Consider the following 17,180-nt stretch of genomic DNA (forward strand, 5'->3'; position numbering starts at 1 on the left):
ATCCATGGAATAAGAAAGGTTCCCGCATGAACTCACGCAGGAACCATCTTTTTTTACACATATACGTTTTCACTGAGACGAAGTCCTACTTTCTTCAACTGAACGAGAAGCTGTTCATCAAGAGCATAAGGATGTTTTTTCTGCAGCTCCCCTGCCTTTTTTACATCCAATGCTACCGCATGGACATGCTGGGTGTGATACACGACGATTTCATAAAAGTTTTCAAGTTTTTGAACTTTCACCCGACATCGCTCGTCTTCTGACTGTAAACGCCTCTCTAAACTTTCTGCCACATGGCGCACCAACTCATCCGTTAAATCCTTCTTACAAAGATATCCTCTCACTAATCCACTTAAACTCATGGTCCCCATCCTCTCTTTTATTTCATTCGCTTAGGAGAACCAGACCCAAACAAAAAACTCTTTCCGCTTTAGATGCGAAAAGAGTTCCGTTTTCCGTCTTATCATCCAAAGCACGCGCTTTGCTGGTCGGAGCACCTTGCGCAATGCAGGTTGCTGTGACGTCATCGAGCCAGATCTCTCAGTCACTCTGGATAACTATTCAGTTAACAACTAATTTACCAAATATCCAAATACTTGTAAAGGGAAAAGAAGACCTATCAGCTTCTTCTTAAACCTTGAATTTCACCAACAAATCCTGCAAATCTTGGGCCAATTGACTCAATGAATAAGCGGCGCTTGAGATTTCCTCCATCGCAGCCAGTTCTTCTTCGGAAGCTGAGGCCACACTTTCAGCGCTGGCTGCCGATACTTGAGCCGTTTCCTCCAGAATGTGGGTAGCTTTCGTGATTTCAGCCGAATGCTGCCGGATGTTCGATGTTGCTCCCGCGATTTCCTTGATTTCCTGCTGGATGCGGAAAATGTCCTCTAATATTTTCGAGAAGTTTTGCCCTGCTTCGGTGACCACATCCATGCCGACCGCCACGCTTTCATTGCTTTCCTGCATGACCATATAGGCGGATTTCGTATCGACTTGAATCTCCTTGATTAAGGCTCCGATTTGATCGGCCGAGCGCTTCGATTCTTCTGCAAGCTTACGTACTTCGTCCGCTACAACCGCAAATCCCCGGCCGTGCTCGCCTGCACGCGCCGCTTCAATGGCAGCATTCAAGGCAAGCAAATTCGTCTGATCGGAAATGCCGGTAATCACTTCAATAATTTTTCCGATTTCAGTGGAGCGGCTTTCCAATGTTTTCACCACGTTCGTTGATTGAGTCACCGTATCCGTGATGCGCTGCATTTGTTCTTTTACTTTGTTCAGCGACTCATTCCCGATTTCCGCCTCTTTGGACGTATCCTCAGCAGAACGCTCCACTTCTTTTGAACGGACGGTCATCTCTTGGATAAGGTGATCCATTTCTTGAATGGAGCGGTTCGTTTGCTCGACATTCACGAGCTGGCCTTCCGCCCCCGCTGCCACTTCCTGGATGGACACTGTCACTTCATTTACCGCCGACTTCGTTTCATCGGCACTGGCTGTCAATTCCTCGGACGACGCAGCAACAGCTTGTCCTGTTTCGCTCACTTTTGTGATCAGTTCCTTCATATTATCAATCATATGCTGATATCTGTTTGTCAGCATCCCGATCTCATCTTTCGCTTTTAAAACCGGTACGTCCACTTGTAAGTTTCCATTTGCGATTTCATCGGTCGCATTGCTGATTTTTTCAATCGAAACGATGTATCTGCGCGTAAAAATGTACATCACCACACTTGCGATGACGACAGCGGCAAGTGTAAAGATGAATGTCATTAGCTTTAATTTACTTAACTGCTCATAAAACTCATCCTCATATGCCCCGATTCCAATCATCCAATCCCACGGTTCAAAATAAACGGAATAGGCGATTTTATTGCGCGCTTTTGCTTCCCCTTCATTTTTCCAGGAATATGTATAGAAACGTTTGCTCTCATCTTTTTGTTTGGCTGCTTTCATTAAATTAGGGACGACCGATTCCCCGTTATGATCTTTCAAATCGGCCATATTCTTGCCTTCAAAGCCTACCGGGTGAACTTGTGCGACATACTTGCTGTCATACACAAAAATATAGCCGTTGTCTTTATATAAAAAACCGGATTGCTTAAAGTCCCGCTTATTATCATTGATTTTCGGCCCGGCCAGCAGTTCGGCCGCTTGCTGCTGCGCTTCTTCCTTACTGATGATCTGGAATTTTTCTTGCTGGTGAAGCCGCTCGACAACCGTTAACGCTCCTTCGACCGTATTTCTTAAATCTAGTTTTCCCGCCTCGACAAGCTGCTGCTTCGCCACAAAATAGCTGGCGATGCCAAGGGTTGAAGTAGCCGCTACAATGACGGCGACAATAAGGGCTAACATCTTAAATCTCAGACTGTGAACAAATTTGGTTTTCATGATGTCCCTCCAAGTTAAAGCATCAATTTTTAATTATGTGAATGTCAAGACTATTTTACTACCATTTTTCATCAACGGAAAAGTTTCTTCCTATTTTTATATCGGCAGGAAGCGGGACTTTTGATAGACTGATTAAAAAAAATGCATCATTTCAATGCATATCTACATTCACATAGATCATTGGACATGGATAAAACAGCATCCATGCCCCCGAGTTAGGCGGATTTACAATTTTTTCATTTGATATTATGTCACATTCCCTATAAAATGAAGTTTTGTAGAAGGGAGTTCGAAAAGACACATGTTTAGTTATCAAGCTGGAAATATAACGATTGACTATACGGTGGAAGCTGTTCCGAATATACAAGAAATCACGGTAAACGTTTGTCCGAACGGTGGAGTGAAACTTGTTGTTCCCCGAGGCTTAAACCAAAGTAATCTTCATTTTATTATCGCGAAAAAAGCAAAATGGATTTTAGAACAATTAGGGGAAACACCGACAGAGGCAAAGGAAGAAACCGCTGAACGACAAAACGAAGAGATTCATAACGTGACACAAGCCGCTTTCGTTCCTTCTTTCCAGGACGGGGATAAAATTCCTTACTTAGGTCGTCAATATCGCTTAAACATCGTGAAAGAAGATAAAACGGAGGCTGAATTAACATTCCGCGCCAAATTCCTTGCAACAGTGCCGGCATCTTGGAATGAGCAGCAAACAAACGAAGGGCTGCAAGCTCTTTTAACGGATTGGTACATAACTCGAGCGGAAGATAAGTTTCAAGAGTGTTTAAAATCACTTGCGAAACAAATGGACGGAGTACCGGGCCAAATCGAATGGGAAGATTTACAAAATGAAGCGAGCCGCGTGAAAGCTGATGGAACGATTGTCTTAAACTGGCGCTTACTGACGGCTCCAATGAGCACAATCGAACTTGTACTGGCGCGTGAAATCGCCAAGCAAACAGGGGCAGCAGAACTGTTTGAAGACGCGGCGGAACGCCAGCAATGGTTAGAAGATAACACACTAGTCGTATTTTAATGGAGGAGCTGGATTCCGTCCATTAAAATACACAAAGGACCTTTCCAGAATGAATGGAAAGGTCCTTTCAGATTGACGAGGATAAACAACAGCAAGCGCATATACATCTTCTAACAAATTATGCTACACTTGTCATAGAAAGAGGTTTGACTTAAAAAGGGGTGAAAAGATGGAGCCAGCAGTAAAGGGAGAAATTTGGTCGTATGTCAAAACGCTTGTGATCGCTCTTATTTTATCTTTTTTGATTCAGCAATTTTTATTTCAACCGTACACGGTCAAAGGGCAATCGATGATGCCGAACCTGGAGGAAGGCAACAAAATCATCATCAACAAAATGAATTACCATTACAGCAAGCCCGAACGCTTTGATATGGTCGTCTTAAAGGCGCCATACAGCGACGAGTTTTTAGTGAAACGCATTATCGGGTTACCGGGCGAAACCGTTGAATATCAGGACGATGTATTGTTCATCAACCATAAGCCCCAAAAAGAACCATATTTGGATCAATATAAACAACATTTGCTGCCATTCGAGAAACTCACCGAAGATTTCACCTTAAAAGACATTACCGATGAATCGAGAATTCCGGAAGGCTATGTTCTCGTGTTGGGCGACAACCGCCGCATCAGCCGGGATGGGCGTCATTTTGGATTAATCAAAATCGACAGCGTCGTCGGCGAAGTGAATATGCGCTACTGGCCGATCAAGGAAGTGGCGTTTATGAACTAAGAACTAAGAAAAGCGGAGAAAGCCCGTTTAAACCGATAGGATGTTGGAGCTTCTGAGAAGGAACCGTTTTTTTGGTTCCGCAGGAAGAAGCGAAACAGCCGTACGGTTTGGCTTTCGCAGCTGGACACCAAGAAAAGCGGAGAAAGCCCGTTTAAACCGATAGGATGTTGGAGCTTCTGACAGAGGAGCTGCTTTTTAGTTCCGTCGGAAGAAGCGAAATGACCGAAAGGCTAGGAGCCGCAGCCGGGCAATTTCAACGTGCAATTTATACTTTCTTGTATACGAAAAAAGGCCCTTCTTGTTGCTGAAACAAGAAGGGCCTTTTAAATGATGGAACAGCTTTTCAAATGTGAGAGGATGAATAAGCCTATGATGTTCTGCACGCTCCCGGAAGTGACGTGATATGCTTTTTTAGCTCATCCAAATAGTCGTCGCTTAACACGTTCGCTCCGCCGCGGAGAATTTCTGTTGCATAATGGTCGGGTGGTGCCGCTTCTTCTCCTTTATTGACAACGATAAACGTCAATACCCGGTCAACGAGCCTCCCATTATGCTCGACTGACACGACAGCGGGACGATAATGACCGCTGCCGACGCCTTCACGTTTATACAAATACTCGATTGCTTCAAGCGGCAGGCGGTACAACTTCCCTTCTACCACACCGTCTTCTTCGACAATGTCAGCCCGGCTTCCGTCATGTAAAAGATGTGTAAAGCGGACTTTATGGTCAGGCAGCTTCGCCAGTCCGACCATTTGCTGAAAATGAGAGGCCACCCCGGCAAGCTCAAAGCGCTCCATATCCATGCACGACCCGTACGCAAAATAATAGACATCCTTGCAATTGTCATACAAGCGGTGAACACACCAGTCACCATTTGGTATAAGCTCTTTCAGCAATTCTTTGTTGTCACCGGCGATGTAGACCCATGCTTCCATTTCTCCTCTATCGGTATATACCGTTTGAACGATCCGATCATAGTAGCCTTCTTCGTACCCTTCAAGTTCATCCAGTTTGGAAAACTGCTCGCCTGTCACTTCATACAGCTCACCGTACACCCAGCCATCGTCTCCTGCTTCAACCGCCGGGTATCCGAGCTTCGTATCATATAGACGTCCCTTCGTTCTTGCCTGTCTCGCCAGACAGGCCGCATCCTTCAATAAAAAATGGTTTTCTTCTCCCTGACGCAATGTTCCATATACAAACACAACCGTCATCGTTTTTTCTCCCCCCTTCATTCTCTATCTTAATGCCACTGCCCCGATGATGAGCGATCCAAGCACTCCCCATGCCGGGTTGATGCCAAGATACTGCACCATGACAAAAAAGACGGCCGCCATCGCAAACGGTAAGAATGAGAGGATGGAACCGCTGCTTGGCGTAAACGCGTATTTCGCAAAGTCGTATGCCAGCATCGCCAGCATCACGAAAATCACCGGCTGCACGCCTTTAATCATGCCTTTAATGATTGGATTGTTTTGAAACTTATGCAAAACCGAAAATAAGACGACCATTAAGATCGCAGTCGGCATGACGACCGCCATCAAGGCGATCGATGCGCCGAGCCATCCTGCCACTTGAAACCCAATATAAGCCGCCAGCTTTGTTGCAATGGGGCCGGGCAAGGCATTGGCAAATGCTAAAGCTTCCCCGAACTCTTTTGTCGTCATCCAGCCATAACGATCGACCACTTCATTTTCGTATAAAGGAATCGTGGATGGCCCTCCACCATACCCAAGCATAGTGGCACGGGCAAAGCTAATAAAAAGCTGCCAGAGTATCATCCTTCTCTCTCCCCATCAAGACGTGAAACAAACGGCTTTCCGTCCCATACGATTTCACTTTTCGCTTCCCGTTCTTTTACTTCCGGTTCCTCAAGCAGCCCCCGGAAATTTTTCATCGGCAATTCCGGATAATCAGTTGGTAAAATGTCCGGTGAAGGCCCTCCCTCGTTCACAATGATGATATCAAGATATTTATGCATTTGCCTTGATAATGATTCCATCAGCCCGGCAAGGACATACAGACGATGATAGGTAGCAATGACTACCGATACAAGAGGTTGGTTCATGTGTTACTTCCCTTCTTCATATAATTCAAGCGGCAAACCGTCCGGATCCGTGAAAAACGTAAACTTCTTGCCAGTCAACGGATCGATGCGAATGTCTTCCACTTCAATCCCTTTTTCCTGCAGTTCCCTGACGGATTTTTCCACATTCTTTACGGCAAACGCCAAATGGCGAAGCCCAAGCGCCTCCGGATACGAAGGTCGCTCCGGGGAGTTCGGAAACGAAAAGAGTTCAATTTGATGGCCTGGTGCCACTTCCAAATCGAGCTTATACGAATCCCGTTCGGCCCGGTATGTTTCCTCGATGATCCGGAACCCGAGCAGCTCCGTATAAAAACGTTTCGATTTCGCATAATCCGAGCAAATAATCGCCGCATGATGAATGCGTTCAATATTCATAGCTTTTCCCCATTTCTGTTTCAAATGAATGACATATTATGATTAAAGTACAGTTTTCTTCTCCCCGCAACCAAAAAACTGTTTAATCAAGAAAAGCGAAGGCGACTGCCCAATCTTGAGAGGCGTTGGAGCGTCTGACCGGGAAACCGTTCTTTGGTTTCATGGGCAGACGTGAAACGACCGAAAGATTAGGAGCCGCAGCTGGACAATCAAGAAAAGCGGAACGAGCCAAGTTACAGCTAAAAACGCTCACGTCCTGTGAGCAACGCTGTAACCTTCGCCATCCATGGCTCTTCTCCATAGGGCATTGGAACTCCTGACAAAGAAGCGCTTTTGGCTTCTGTAGGAAGGAGGGAAATGACCGTAGGAGCTGGCTCGTGCAGCTGGACAATCAAGAAAAGAAGGAAGATTTTTTCTCCCAATGAAAAACCTAAACGGAGCTCTTACCGACTGGCTCCTTTAATGGAAAACAACGTACACGGACTACAAAAAAGTGCTGCATTGAAATTCCATTCGACAAGCGGGGATTTTTTCGTACCAATCGGCCCCCTTCGCATAAGAATAGGCAATTCGTACAACCTATAGGTAAGAAAAGAGGGATTGGTCCCATGAAGCAGAAAGAGAATGTAAAAATAATACAAGGTTTTTATGATCATATTGTTGAGGTACATAAAGAATATTATGCGTTTTGGAAAGAGCATATCCTCTTTCATTGGGACTGGTGGCTGTCCGTGGCGCTTGCCGTCATTCCTTGGCTCATCTGGGTTAAAGTACACCGAAAAGAAAGCAGGGGCCGGCTCCTCTACGTTATTTTCTTTTTAATTATCGTCACTGCGGGGCTTGATTTTCTCGGAGTCATTTTAGGATTGTGGTATTATCCCGGAAAAATTGTGCCGATTATCCCTTCTTACATCCCATGGGATTTTTCCTTGATTCCCGTTATCATCACCTTATTAATTCAGTTCAAGCCACATATCGCTCCATGGAAAAAGGCGCTTTTCTTCAGTGGCCTTACAGCGTTTGTCGGAGAACCGATTTTCATGAAGCTCGGTTTATATACGAGAATTCACTGGGAGTACTTCTATTCGTTTCCCATCTATATCGCCCTTTATTTAATCGCCGACAAACTGAGCAAAACCGACTCTTTCGCCCCCCTTTCATAATTTATGAAAAGCGGAAGCGGCTCGTTCAGGGACGACACGCGCTGGAAGCTTCTTCACCAGAAGCGCTCTTTGCTTCTGAGGAAGAAGCGCTTTTGGCTTCTGTAGGAAGGAGTGAAACGCAGAAGGAGCTAGGAGCTGCAGCAAACCGGAAAAGAAAACTAAAAAAGGGGGTGACTCAAAAGGAGGAAAATCGCTCCTTTTGAGTCACCCCACGCAAAATGGACCGTTATATAAATCCATTAATACCAAGGGTTTTGATTGACGGTCCATTTTGCATAAAACATAAAACCCATCATTTTTTTGAACTTATGGGTCAGCCTCTTTTTGTTAGTTGGCAGGTTGGGGGATAAAGGTACGGGTGACCGTTTGGGCCCATAGCTCATGACCCTTTTCATTCGGAGAGCGCCGGTCTTCTGCGAGGTAGTTTACTAGCTCGGGTGAATTTGAGGCCGGCCATGCTTTCCAATGGTCGATGTAATAAATGCCCTTTGTCCAGGCGAACTTTCGCAGCTCGGCCACTTCACTTTCGTTTTGAACACTTTTTCTATTAACCTTCTTTGCTGGGGAAACAGCATTTCTGAAGTAGAAAAAATGGCCTTTATTTGATGGTCCAATGATAGCTGATTTTCTTCCAAATACTTGGCAAAAATATAAATAGAACTCGCATATCCCCTCAAAAAAAGAGGTTTATTCTTTTGGATATTGATCAAATACATCTGTAAATCTTTTTCATCCATTCCGTATGATAAATATCGATGAAAATTTAACATGTAGTCCTGAACCCTGCTTTTTAAGGATTTAGATTTTGACACTAATGAAGAGCCCGCAATAATAGACATTTTGTCGCCTAAATGATATCCGGCAAATCCAAATCCCCTTAATAAAAGGGCAACACCTCTTGCATAATCCTCCTTGCTCATTCGGTATTTGAGGGGTACACCCGTTGATCCCCCTGTTGAACCGTCCACGTATGGAATGCTTTGATTTTTAGGAATGAAGCTTTCCGGATTTCTTTTCATTTCATCTTTTGTTAAAATGGGGATCTTTTCTAAATCCTTCACCGTTTTAATGTCTTGCCAGTTCAAATGTAAATGAGAGAAAAGCTCGGTATAATAGGGAACATTCTCAACCGCGAACTTCACCATTTTTTGCAGCTGTCTATTCTGAAACTCTTGTAAAAAATCCATTCCTTTTGATTCATTGCTTTTTATTTCTTGATATGCTCTCAGAACTTCCGGGCGTTTTAGCATATAACCCATTTTGAATTTCAATCGGTTCACATCGTAACCCCCTTTCGCTTCCCTGTGTTTATAACGAACTCCTTAAAACGATACAGAACAAAAACCATTAATACTGCCATCAACAACACGATAAGCAGAACATCGCTTTTGATCAAAAACTTCAATGCGGCCGCCGCTAAAAAGAATGGCAATCCGACTCCCGCTTCTGTTAACAGCGAGGTGATGGTCACTTTAAAATGAACTCCAGCGAGCTTCAATAGCCAGATAACATGATAAAACCAAAGGATTGCCCCTGTAATCCCAAACAGCGCGATCGTTAAAACATCGTTTCCAAGGAATCCCCCTATTAAAAGCACGATCAAACGGCTAAGAAACAGTAAAGAGTTAAAGAACAAGTTTTCCTTTTGCAGCTCTAAAATATTAAAAATGCTCGATAATGGGGACGATATAAAAACAAACAATACCCAAACAGATAGAAATTGTACATATAGGCCCGCTTTTTCCCACTCGGGGCCAAAGGCCACATTGAATAATTCAGGTGCCGCGATTGAAAGCAAAATGAGAGGAATAAAGCCAAAAGCCAACAATTTTCTAAATACCAGCAGGCTAAATTCCCCCAGCCTTTCCTTCCGGTTTTCCTCAATGGCTTTTTGCAAAAATGCCTGGGAGATGGCTGATCCTATAATAGATACAGGGGCCATCAGTACACGGTTTGCTAATGTGTACTGCCCGACTGCAGCGGGACTAAAGAAGACCGCTAACAATAAAACCGGCAGGTGCACAGAACTAGTATTCATCAGACTGGACCAGGTGGAGAAAAGAGGGAATTTCTTATACCTGATCAACAGCCGCTTAATCGAACCAAAATGGACGCTTTTTTTAATCAAATTTTTTTCCTTTTTCCATATATCCCTAAAGAGCAAAAGACAAGCAGGCAACTGTCCGAGGATTTGTCCCACCATTAAACCGGCAGAACCCATACTAAATTGATGGCCTTGAAAAAACAAATGAGGTTTCAGGGATCGATTCGCACTTATACTTTCTAATCATGTGATCTTTCTTTTTTACATACAGTTTTATCAAAGAGATGATGTGCTTTCCTCTTCCTCTTCTTTTAGATAGAATCCCAAAGGATTCTATCTAAAAGAAATAGGGAGCTCCTCGAATGAGGAACTCCCTATTTTTTTAGTTGATGAAATCGACGAATTTCAACGTTTCATCTAACACTTTGACCATTTGCGCACGAGTAGTCGGTGCGTTTGGATCAAACTTACCAGCTTGAAGGCCAGTTGTTTTACCAGTCATGATGTTAGCTTGCAACAAGGTTTCGATATCTTTCTTAGACCAATCCAATAGAGCCGAAGCATCTTTATATTGGCTAACCGTTTTCGTTTTATTTAATTTGCTTGCATCGTATTTCACGAAGTTCAACGCACGGTTGATCATAGCCGCTGCCTGAGCACGGGAAACAGGGCTGCTTGGATCGAATGTTCCGTTCTCTTTACCATTGATGATGCCGGCATTAACGGCAGCCATTAGCTCAGGTACGAACCATTCGTTACCTTTCACGTCTTTAAAGCGGCCATCGTATTTCACATCGGTCGATAAACCTAATGCACGAGTTAACAGAACCGCCAATTGTACACGGGAAGTGGAAGCTTCCGGCATGAATGTACCATCTTCACGGCCTTGGACGATGTATTTAGAAGCCAATTTTTCGATTTGATCTTTATTCCAGAAGTTAGCTGGAACATCCTTGAAGGTTTTGCTGTTTTCAACAACGACATACTCAGAGTTGGTGAATGACTTCACTTTTGCTGTCTTACCATCAAATTTAGTTGGCAATGCAGTGAAGTCGCCATCTGCTTCCAGGCGAACCGCGACAGAGTTGTTCGCATCGAAGTCTTTTGTGCCGCTGATGGCACGGTCTACGTATTGTTTGAACACTTTAAGTTCTTTGGTTTTACCATTTCCAACGGCTTCAACTTTGAACTCGACGATTGGAGAAACAACATTTAATTTGTTTTTCTCAACGACTTTATTCGCATCTTTACCGACAGTCACCGTGATTTTGATTTGGACATTATCAGCGTTAGTGGCTAAATCTTTGGCAAGAGCATCTAAATCAATCTCACTAACTGGCAAGTTGTAAGAACCAGTTGAAGAAACAACGTTGATCACGGCATCTTTGTTTTTAGCAATCATCGCTTTTAAAGCGGCTGGTGGTAATGAAACGTCTTTACCGTTGTTGCTTAACGTGATGTCAAGTGACTTGAACTCTTTCGCATTTTTCACTAGATCAGCGATTTTGCCAACGTCACCAGAACCAACTTTTACGTTGCCTTTACCGTTTTCAGAACCAGTACCAGTACCATTGCCATTACCATTGCCATTGCCATTACCATTGCCATTGCCATTACCATTGCCATTGCCATCATCGTTATCATCATCATCATTTGTTGGAACAAAGGCTTTGATTAAAATGCTTCTGACATTTTCCTCACCTTCAAGCTCTGTCTTTAATTGATCTTTAATCGCTAAAAGGTTAGTAATTAATCTTACCGTACCACTAGTACTATTAGTATCAAATGAATATTTGATAGCATCATAAACTGGCTTGTGAGTAGGAGTAGAACCTACAGTTTCCATTGAAGCTAATAATTTAATACCAAAAGCCTCAGAACTAGCTAAATCGGTTGCGCTTAAACCACTGTCGAATAGGTTTAGCTCAACTGCTGAGAGGTAATTTACTAGTGATTGGGCATCAACACCTAAAACGTCTTCAATTGTATTATCATATTCGGTTTGGATTTTAGTAGCTGCATCATCTAAAGAATCAGGAGTTGCTAAATACATAATTGAAGTTAAAGCCTCAATTATTTGGGCAGCTTCTGCTACCTCGACAGTATCGGTAGGCTTATGACTTTTAAGCGTCACATTTGCATTAGTTACTATTCTTTCCCAATCTGTTTGATCTAATTGATTAAAACTATTTTGAAAAGTTGTTAATTGTTGTTTTTCAGTAACTTCAAGTTTTACATATCCCGCTTTAAAACGGTCTAACAATTGCTCGAACGGAGATAATGTTTGTTGGTTCGTTGTTTGTGTAGTAGCTGCTGCATTAGTAGCAACACCAGCAAACGGAGATAGTGCGATAGACGCTGCTAAAATAGCTTTAACAGCTTTTTTGCTAAATGGGTATTTCTTCATACCTTTTGTCACCTCTTGGATTTTTTTGTTTTAACATAGCTTTATATAAAATATGTATAAAACCTTACTTAAAGGGCTTAGCTAAACCATAAGTAATCCCACTATCAGGAAATAGTAGGAAGATATTCATATATTATACTACTATTACACAATATTCAATAGTTTTATATTTTTTTACAATTTTGTTTACATTTTCTAAAAAATTATTTTACATTTTAATAGAATGTCGAAAAGGGGGGATTTGCGTTTGCTTTTGACCTTCAAGATTATTGTTGTTTACTTAATTCAATGATCCCGAATAATTTCAATGCTTCATATTCTTCTGCTGTTAAGCGGGATGTGACTTTTGATTTGATTTCGTTTTTTTCTTCTTCCGTCAAACCGCCCTGAGCTGCTTTTGCGAAATCGGAAATTTCAGACATGGAAAATTTCCCCATCACAAACTGAGTTGCTTCTTGTCTTGATTTGAACGCAAGTTTTGGCTGTTGTTCTTTTCCACCAGATGCCGCATCAGTGGAAGATGTCGTGTTCCCAGGCTGCGTTGCAGATGGTCCTTCGGCTGCTTCCTTATTTTCCTGTTGACCAGCGGTTTCTGGCTTGCTTTCCTCTTGATTGTTCGATTCTTCCTTACCTTGTTCTTGCCCTTTTGTTAAAACCGCTTTGTTTGCTGCTGCATTTTGCCCGAATGTCAAATCGTCGCTTGTAATACGGGCAGTAGCGATAGCCGATGGAGCAATATTATTTTTCTGCAAAAGCTCTGATGCTTTTTTCGTTCCAAGCTCCTTCTCCAGCACCTGCTGAACGGATGGATCTTGTAAAAGCTTATTCATATCCTCTTTCGTTACTTGGCCGGCGACCTCGTTCACAAGCTTATCAGACGCTTGATCCAAAACGATCTGATATCCTGCATAACCCCCGGGGATTGCCAGCAGCAACAAGGTCATAACCAAAACAAAGCTCTTATACTTCCAAAAAGGCTTCGTTTCGACACGGCTGTTGTTTCTCACTTTTTTATAGTAAACATTCCGATCACGCTCTTTATAATAGCGGATACCGAACAGCTTCAGCGGTGTCCAAACCTCTTTCATTGCACGCATAATTCTTTCACCTTCACTTTATCCTTGTTTTCTATCTTATTTTCGGCGTATTCATCCAAAGTTTAAGAAAAAAAACAAAAATACTTATTCATTTGATAATGCCCGCTGTACAGCCGCGATTTCTTCAGGCGTGAAATTAGAGAATGCTTTTGCTTTTAACTCCGCTTTTTCTTCCGACGTTAAACCATCTGCTGCCATCTTTCTCATGTCATTAATTTCTGACGCTGAAAAGCGGCTCATCGCAAAACGAACAGCTTCATTGCGGCTTGCAAATTCTTCCCCTCCGGAACTTCCCGAAGGTTTACTTGTATTGTTGGATGATTCCTCTTTAGGAGAAGACGTGCTCGGTTTTTCAGCGGGAGTGGAAGATGAAGTTTCATGGCTTGTCCCACTTCCCTCAACTGAAGCTGAAGAAGTCCCATTGCTTACAGCATCTTCATTACTTGCAGTCGAACCATTCTGCTCAGACGAACCTTTGCTATCGCTAGTTCCCTCTTTTGCTGCATCCCCCTGATCTTTCACACCTTCTCCCATCTTTGTAACCTCTTCTTCGTTCTTTTTTAACTCTTCGTCGATTTGTTTCATCAATTCTTTATCGTTTGTCAATTCCTCTGAAATTTTATCTGCCGCTAGATTCATTGCGTATTGATACGCTGCATACCCGCCCGCTCCCAATACAACTGCGGCAGAACCTAAGATAATCAACATCTTTTTCATCAACAGTCCCTCCTTATGATTATGTCGAAAGATTAAGTTGGATTTATATATAAGTCCAATTTAATTTTTGAACCTCTGTCACCGGACTTTCTTCTAAGTGCGCTTTTCTGTTTTTTCATCTTGAACAAGCTTACAAAGGTCTTCGTATAAGCGGCTGACAAGAACCCGAAAGGGAGATTGGCGGCCGCTTATGCGTAAATCATTTGCGTGGATGTTTTTTATCCACGTCAAATGATTTATGTGGATTCATATAAATGGTATCAAATAATCCCTGTACTGTTAAATATTTCAATGACATGATGAAAAAAAAAGCAGCTTTAAGCCGCCTTTTAGTTCGTGCCGTAATAATAAAAGTAGTCGCCTTTTTCTTGCTGTTTTTGATTTAGTACAACGCCAAGCAACTTACCCTGGGCCGCCTCAAGTAACTCTTTTGATTTTTGAGCTGCATCAACGACTGTTCCAGCGCTGCGTATGACAAGAACAGAGCCGTCACAAAGGTTCGCCAAGATTTGGGCATCTGTTACCGCTAAAACCGGAGGTGTATCAAACAGAATGATATCAAACTCCCCGTACATTTCTTCTAATATTTCCTTCATGGCAGCGGATGCCAATAATTCAGCCGGATTAGGAGGAATCGGTCCGCTTGTTAGTACCGATAAGTTTTCAATATCTGTCGAATGAACAGCAAAAAGCAAAGGCGTTTGTTTCGTTAATACATTCGTTAAACCAATATGGTTTTCTAAACGGAATGTGTAATGAACAGTTGGTTTACGCAGATCCGCATCCACAAGCAATACTTTTTTCCCTTGTTGCGCAAACACGACAGCCAGATTGGCAACGGTTGTAGACTTTCCTTCTCCCGGGCCGGAAGAGGTCACCATTAAAGATTGTAAACTCCCGTCCACATTTGAAAATTGAATGTTTGTACGAAGCGTACGATATTGTTCTGAAATCGGTGATTTTGGCTGTGTGTGCGAAATCAAAGAACGTTGGGCAGTCGGGGCCGGTGCATTTTTTTTTCTTTTAAGCATGTGTGGACTCCCCTTTCGCATGGCTCACTCTGACTGATGGAGTTTTAGCATTTCCTTTTAAGGTGCTGTTTTGATCAATGGTTGTAATGGCACCAATGACAGGCAGTCCAAGAAGGCGCTCCACATCCTGCTCATTTTTAACCGTATTATCAAGATACTCAAGCAAGAAAGCGAGACCGATTCCAGTCATGGCCCCGACAACGAGGGCAATGGCCATGTTTAAGAATGGACGCGGTTTAACCGGGCTTGGATGCTCCGGTACTTCTGCTGTCGATAAAATGCTTACGTTATCCACGTTCATGATTTTCACAATTTCATCCTTGAATACATCCGCAGTCGTGTTCGCAATTTTTGCCGCCATGGCCGAATCCGGATCTTGCACGGTAATCAATACAACTTGTGAATCCTTCTCGCTGCTTACTTGGATTTGTTCTGTTAACTCACCGATTGTCCGGTCGAGGTTCAAGTCCTTTTTCACTAAATCCAAAATGGCCGGACTTTTAATGATGACATTGTACGTATTAATTAACTGCAAGTTCGTTTGTACTTCAGCAGGGTTGTACAATTGTTGTTCGGATTTTGCCTGATTGACAAGAATTTGTGTGGAACTTTGATAAATGGGTGTTAGGAAAAAGTAACTAACAATTCCGCTAATCATTGTGGCAATAACCGTAATAAGCGCAATAAGCCACATACGCTTTTTTAACGTATGAAATAACTCGCGCAGACTGATTGTCTCTTCCATGATGACCTCCAAGTATTCTCCTTAAAATTACATGTTTCATTATAATAGACCAATTGACATATATCTACATATTTTCATAATTTAGAAGGATTTTTAGAAAAACTTCACAATTCAAGATGCTATTTACAGTACTTATGAATCCTAAACAACTAGAAATGGACGCAGGATTTTGACGAGTTTCTTCCATTTATATAGGTTACGTTAGCGCTTTCATTCAACATGCAATAAATCATCCCTGTCAGCTTCTCTCTTGCCAACAGGGATGACCATTTATGAGATTGATCTATTCGTTCATCTTCCGGCTATAAAACACTTGCAGTTTTTCTGAAATTCCTTTTACAAACGCTTCGACTTTTAATTCTTTTGCCTCTTTTCCCTCATCACAGCATTGTTGCAGTAATTGAAGAAAGTCTTGTTGGGAGATGGATGGCTGTTCTACTTTGGTGCTCATGACAATCAAAATCCTCCTGATCATAGTTTCATTTATTTACTCTATTGCGCTTTTCCCTTTTTCGACTCTTTTAAACCTATAAATGTCATTTTTAATCGAATTCTATCATAAACTTACTTTTTTGTATATATTGGAATTTTGCTATATTACAATGTTAATAGACTGAAACAAAGGAGCGCATGACAATGAATGAGAAAAATATATGGATTGGCGTTGACCTCGGCGGAACAAATATACGTGTAGCCGCAGTAGAAGATAATGGAACAATTGTCCAGGAAATCCAACAACTAACCGATGCAGAAAAAGGGTCAACAACAGTTCCTCATTTATATAGAAATAAATAGAAATAAATAGATTTAAGTTTTGACAAAGGAATAATTTAACTACATAATAAATATATGGATATGGAAAAATTATTAAATATGAAAGAAGCACGACAATTATTGGGTGTATCAACAAGAACAATTCAAAACTGGGATAAAGATGGGAAAATACAAATTGTGCGTACCCCAGGAGGGCGCAGAAGAATCCCATTAAGTGAGATTGAAAGATTACAAGGAAACAATAGATTATCCCAGCGTAAAATAGCTATATATGCCAGAGTATCTTCTAATGAACAAAAACAAAAAGGCGATTTAAATAGACAAATCGATTTTTTGAAAGAGAAGATAGCCCCTGGTTTTTTATTGGTAGAAACCATCTCAGATGTGGGTTCAGGCTTAGATGACCAAAGAAAAGGTCTTTTGAAACTGATGAAGTTAGCAAAAAAACAAGAAATAACCGATGTGGCGGTTCGTTCCAAAGACCGTTTAACTCGTTTTGGGTATGGTTATTTAGAAGAGTATTTTAATAGTCATGGAGTAACCATTCATATTTTAGATGACGAGGAAACAACGAAA

The 17,180-nt window shown here is 42.2% G+C and carries 20 protein-coding genes, 1 pseudogene and 1 riboswitch; of the genes and pseudogenes, 5 read left to right on the forward strand and 16 right to left on the reverse strand.

Annotated features, from left to right (window positions below):
• Positions 1-53: 53 nt before the first annotated feature.
• From ACFOU2_RS07480 to ACFOU2_RS07490, 3 genes and pseudogenes are all read right to left on the reverse strand, one after another.
• Positions 54-362 (reverse strand): hypothetical protein, encoded by a 309-nt coding sequence (locus ACFOU2_RS07480; RefSeq protein ID WP_377913787.1) that lies wholly within the window; start codon positions 360-362, stop codon positions 54-56.
• Between the two features lie 95 nt (positions 363-457).
• Positions 458-560: riboswitch (SAM riboswitch) on the reverse strand.
• Positions 561-630: 70 nt separating this feature from the next.
• On the reverse strand, positions 631-1,578 hold the full coding sequence (locus tag ACFOU2_RS07485; protein ID WP_377913841.1) for a methyl-accepting chemotaxis protein: 948 nt from the start codon (positions 1,576-1,578) through the stop codon (positions 631-633).
• Positions 1,573-2,391, reverse strand: a pseudogene (locus ACFOU2_RS07490) (cache domain-containing protein); the annotation flags it as partial. The gene ACFOU2_RS07485 and the pseudogene ACFOU2_RS07490, both read right to left, overlap by 6 nt.
• A gap of 301 nt (positions 2,392-2,692) precedes the next feature.
• Between ACFOU2_RS07490 and ACFOU2_RS07495 the strand changes: the two are divergent.
• Entirely contained in the window at positions 2,693-3,430 is a 738-nt protein-coding gene (locus ACFOU2_RS07495; protein WP_377913789.1) for a M48 family metallopeptidase, read from the forward strand.
• A gap of 169 nt (positions 3,431-3,599) precedes the next feature.
• Positions 3,600-4,160, forward strand: coding sequence for a signal peptidase I (gene lepB, locus ACFOU2_RS07500; RefSeq protein WP_377913791.1), 561 nt, complete (start codon positions 3,600-3,602; stop codon positions 4,158-4,160).
• 367 nt (positions 4,161-4,527) lie between these two features.
• Here lepB and ACFOU2_RS07505 read toward each other — a convergent pair whose 3' ends face one another.
• The 5 genes from ACFOU2_RS07505 to ACFOU2_RS07525 all read right to left on the reverse strand — a co-directional run bounded on the left by ACFOU2_RS07505 (position 4,528) and on the right by ACFOU2_RS07525 (position 7,048).
• Entirely contained in the window at positions 4,528-5,376 is an 849-nt protein-coding gene (locus ACFOU2_RS07505; protein ID WP_377913793.1) for a gamma-glutamylcyclotransferase, read from the reverse strand.
• A 24-nt stretch (positions 5,377-5,400) separates the two neighbouring features.
• Positions 5,401-5,943 carry a chromate transporter gene (locus ACFOU2_RS07510; RefSeq protein ID WP_377913795.1) on the reverse strand — a complete coding sequence of 181 codons (543 nt, stop codon included), beginning with the start codon at positions 5,941-5,943 and terminating at the stop codon, positions 5,401-5,403.
• Positions 5,940-6,230, reverse strand: a complete 291-nt coding sequence (locus ACFOU2_RS07515) for a glycosyltransferase family 2 protein (protein WP_377913797.1) — start codon at positions 6,228-6,230, stop codon at positions 5,940-5,942. The genes ACFOU2_RS07510 and ACFOU2_RS07515 overlap by 4 nt, the downstream gene beginning before the upstream one ends.
• Before the next feature lie 3 nt (positions 6,231-6,233).
• Positions 6,234-6,626, reverse strand: a complete 393-nt coding sequence (gene gloA2, locus ACFOU2_RS07520; RefSeq protein ID WP_377913799.1) for an SMU1112c/YaeR family gloxylase I-like metalloprotein — start codon at positions 6,624-6,626, stop codon at positions 6,234-6,236.
• A 239-nt stretch (positions 6,627-6,865) separates the two neighbouring features.
• On the reverse strand, positions 6,866-7,048 hold the full coding sequence (locus ACFOU2_RS07525) for a hypothetical protein (protein ID WP_377913801.1): 183 nt from the start codon (positions 7,046-7,048) through the stop codon (positions 6,866-6,868).
• A gap of 186 nt (positions 7,049-7,234) precedes the next feature.
• Here ACFOU2_RS07525 and ACFOU2_RS07530 point away from each other — a divergent pair, with 186 nt between their 5' ends.
• On the forward strand, positions 7,235-7,789 hold the full coding sequence (locus tag ACFOU2_RS07530) for a CBO0543 family protein (RefSeq protein WP_377913803.1): 555 nt from the start codon (positions 7,235-7,237) through the stop codon (positions 7,787-7,789).
• Between the two features lie 428 nt (positions 7,790-8,217).
• Here the strand turns inward: ACFOU2_RS07530 and ACFOU2_RS07535 are convergent, their stop codons facing one another.
• From ACFOU2_RS07535 to ACFOU2_RS07570, 8 genes are all read right to left on the reverse strand, one after another.
• Positions 8,218-9,069 carry a hypothetical protein gene (locus ACFOU2_RS07535; RefSeq protein WP_377913805.1) on the reverse strand — a complete coding sequence of 284 codons (852 nt, stop codon included), beginning with the start codon at positions 9,067-9,069 and terminating at the stop codon, positions 8,218-8,220.
• The gene (locus ACFOU2_RS07540) at positions 9,066-10,010 is read right to left on the reverse strand and encodes an oligosaccharide flippase family protein (protein ID WP_377913807.1); all 945 of its coding nucleotides are present in this window, start codon (positions 10,008-10,010) and stop codon (positions 9,066-9,068) included. Before ACFOU2_RS07540 ends, ACFOU2_RS07535 begins: the two co-directional genes overlap by 4 nt.
• A 205-nt stretch (positions 10,011-10,215) precedes the next feature.
• Positions 10,216-12,240, reverse strand: coding sequence for an S-layer homology domain-containing protein (locus ACFOU2_RS07545; protein WP_377913809.1), 2,025 nt, complete (start codon positions 12,238-12,240; stop codon positions 10,216-10,218).
• 266 nt (positions 12,241-12,506) lie between these two features.
• Complete coding sequence (locus ACFOU2_RS07550) at positions 12,507-13,337, reverse strand: hypothetical protein (protein ID WP_377913811.1); 831 nt, start codon at positions 13,335-13,337, stop codon at positions 12,507-12,509.
• An 84-nt stretch (positions 13,338-13,421) separates the two neighbouring features.
• On the reverse strand, positions 13,422-14,054 hold the full coding sequence (locus ACFOU2_RS07555) for a hypothetical protein (protein ID WP_377913813.1): 633 nt from the start codon (positions 14,052-14,054) through the stop codon (positions 13,422-13,424).
• Between the two features lie 329 nt (positions 14,055-14,383).
• Positions 14,384-15,085 (reverse strand): CpsD/CapB family tyrosine-protein kinase, encoded by a 702-nt coding sequence (locus tag ACFOU2_RS07560; protein ID WP_377913815.1) that lies wholly within the window; start codon positions 15,083-15,085, stop codon positions 14,384-14,386.
• Positions 15,078-15,830, reverse strand: a complete 753-nt coding sequence (locus ACFOU2_RS07565; RefSeq protein WP_377913817.1) for a YveK family protein — start codon at positions 15,828-15,830, stop codon at positions 15,078-15,080. The genes ACFOU2_RS07560 and ACFOU2_RS07565 overlap by 8 nt, the downstream gene beginning before the upstream one ends.
• 283 nt (positions 15,831-16,113) lie before the next feature.
• Complete coding sequence (locus tag ACFOU2_RS07570) at positions 16,114-16,281, reverse strand: hypothetical protein (RefSeq protein ID WP_377913819.1); 168 nt, start codon at positions 16,279-16,281, stop codon at positions 16,114-16,116.
• A 185-nt stretch (positions 16,282-16,466) separates the two neighbouring features.
• Here ACFOU2_RS07570 and ACFOU2_RS07575 point away from each other — a divergent pair, with 185 nt between their 5' ends.
• Together ACFOU2_RS07575 and ACFOU2_RS07580 are read left to right on the forward strand one after the other, a co-directional pair.
• Entirely contained in the window at positions 16,467-16,625 is a 159-nt protein-coding gene (locus ACFOU2_RS07575) for a hypothetical protein (protein ID WP_377913821.1), read from the forward strand.
• A gap of 60 nt (positions 16,626-16,685) precedes the next feature.
• Positions 16,686-17,180, forward strand: a 495-nt coding sequence (locus ACFOU2_RS07580) for an IS607 family transposase (protein WP_377913823.1), incomplete at its 3' end; no start/stop codon positions are given.

The organism is Bacillus songklensis (assembly GCF_042649685.1).
Taxonomy (GTDB): Bacteria; Bacillota; Bacilli; order Bacillales; family Bacillaceae_H; genus Bacillus_BA; species Bacillus_BA songklensis.

What these genes read in the sequence shown, in the direction of transcription:
- ACFOU2_RS07480 (WP_377913787.1), bottom strand. Translation starts at nt 362, where the DNA reads ATGAGTTTAAGTGGATTAGTGAGAGGATATCTTTGTAAGAAGGATTTA.
- ACFOU2_RS07485 (WP_377913841.1), bottom strand. Translation starts at nt 1,578, where the DNA reads ATGATTGATAATATGAAGGAACTGATCACAAAAGTGAGCGAAACAGGA.
- ACFOU2_RS07495 (WP_377913789.1), top strand. Translation starts at nt 2,693, where the DNA reads ATGTTTAGTTATCAAGCTGGAAATATAACGATTGACTATACGGTGGAA.
- lepB (WP_377913791.1), top strand. Translation starts at nt 3,600, where the DNA reads ATGGAGCCAGCAGTAAAGGGAGAAATTTGGTCGTATGTCAAAACGCTT.
- ACFOU2_RS07505 (WP_377913793.1), bottom strand. Translation starts at nt 5,376, where the DNA reads ATGACGGTTGTGTTTGTATATGGAACATTGCGTCAGGGAGAAGAAAAC.
- ACFOU2_RS07510 (WP_377913795.1), bottom strand. Translation starts at nt 5,943, where the DNA reads ATGATACTCTGGCAGCTTTTTATTAGCTTTGCCCGTGCCACTATGCTT.
- ACFOU2_RS07515 (WP_377913797.1), bottom strand. Translation starts at nt 6,230, where the DNA reads ATGAACCAACCTCTTGTATCGGTAGTCATTGCTACCTATCATCGTCTG.
- gloA2 (WP_377913799.1), bottom strand. Translation starts at nt 6,626, where the DNA reads ATGAATATTGAACGCATTCATCATGCGGCGATTATTTGCTCGGATTAT.
- ACFOU2_RS07530 (WP_377913803.1), top strand. Translation starts at nt 7,235, where the DNA reads ATGAAGCAGAAAGAGAATGTAAAAATAATACAAGGTTTTTATGATCAT.
- ACFOU2_RS07540 (WP_377913807.1), bottom strand. Translation starts at nt 10,010, where the DNA reads ATGGGTTCTGCCGGTTTAATGGTGGGACAAATCCTCGGACAGTTGCCT.
- ACFOU2_RS07545 (WP_377913809.1), bottom strand. Translation starts at nt 12,240, where the DNA reads ATGAAGAAATACCCATTTAGCAAAAAAGCTGTTAAAGCTATTTTAGCA.
- ACFOU2_RS07550 (WP_377913811.1), bottom strand. Translation starts at nt 13,337, where the DNA reads ATGCGTGCAATGAAAGAGGTTTGGACACCGCTGAAGCTGTTCGGTATC.
- ACFOU2_RS07555 (WP_377913813.1), bottom strand. Translation starts at nt 14,054, where the DNA reads ATGAAAAAGATGTTGATTATCTTAGGTTCTGCCGCAGTTGTATTGGGA.
- ACFOU2_RS07560 (WP_377913815.1), bottom strand. Translation starts at nt 15,085, where the DNA reads ATGCTTAAAAGAAAAAAAAATGCACCGGCCCCGACTGCCCAACGTTCT.
- ACFOU2_RS07565 (WP_377913817.1), bottom strand. Translation starts at nt 15,830, where the DNA reads ATGGAAGAGACAATCAGTCTGCGCGAGTTATTTCATACGTTAAAAAAG.
- ACFOU2_RS07570 (WP_377913819.1), bottom strand. Translation starts at nt 16,281, where the DNA reads ATGAGCACCAAAGTAGAACAGCCATCCATCTCCCAACAAGACTTTCTT.
- ACFOU2_RS07575 (WP_377913821.1), top strand. Translation starts at nt 16,467, where the DNA reads ATGAATGAGAAAAATATATGGATTGGCGTTGACCTCGGCGGAACAAAT.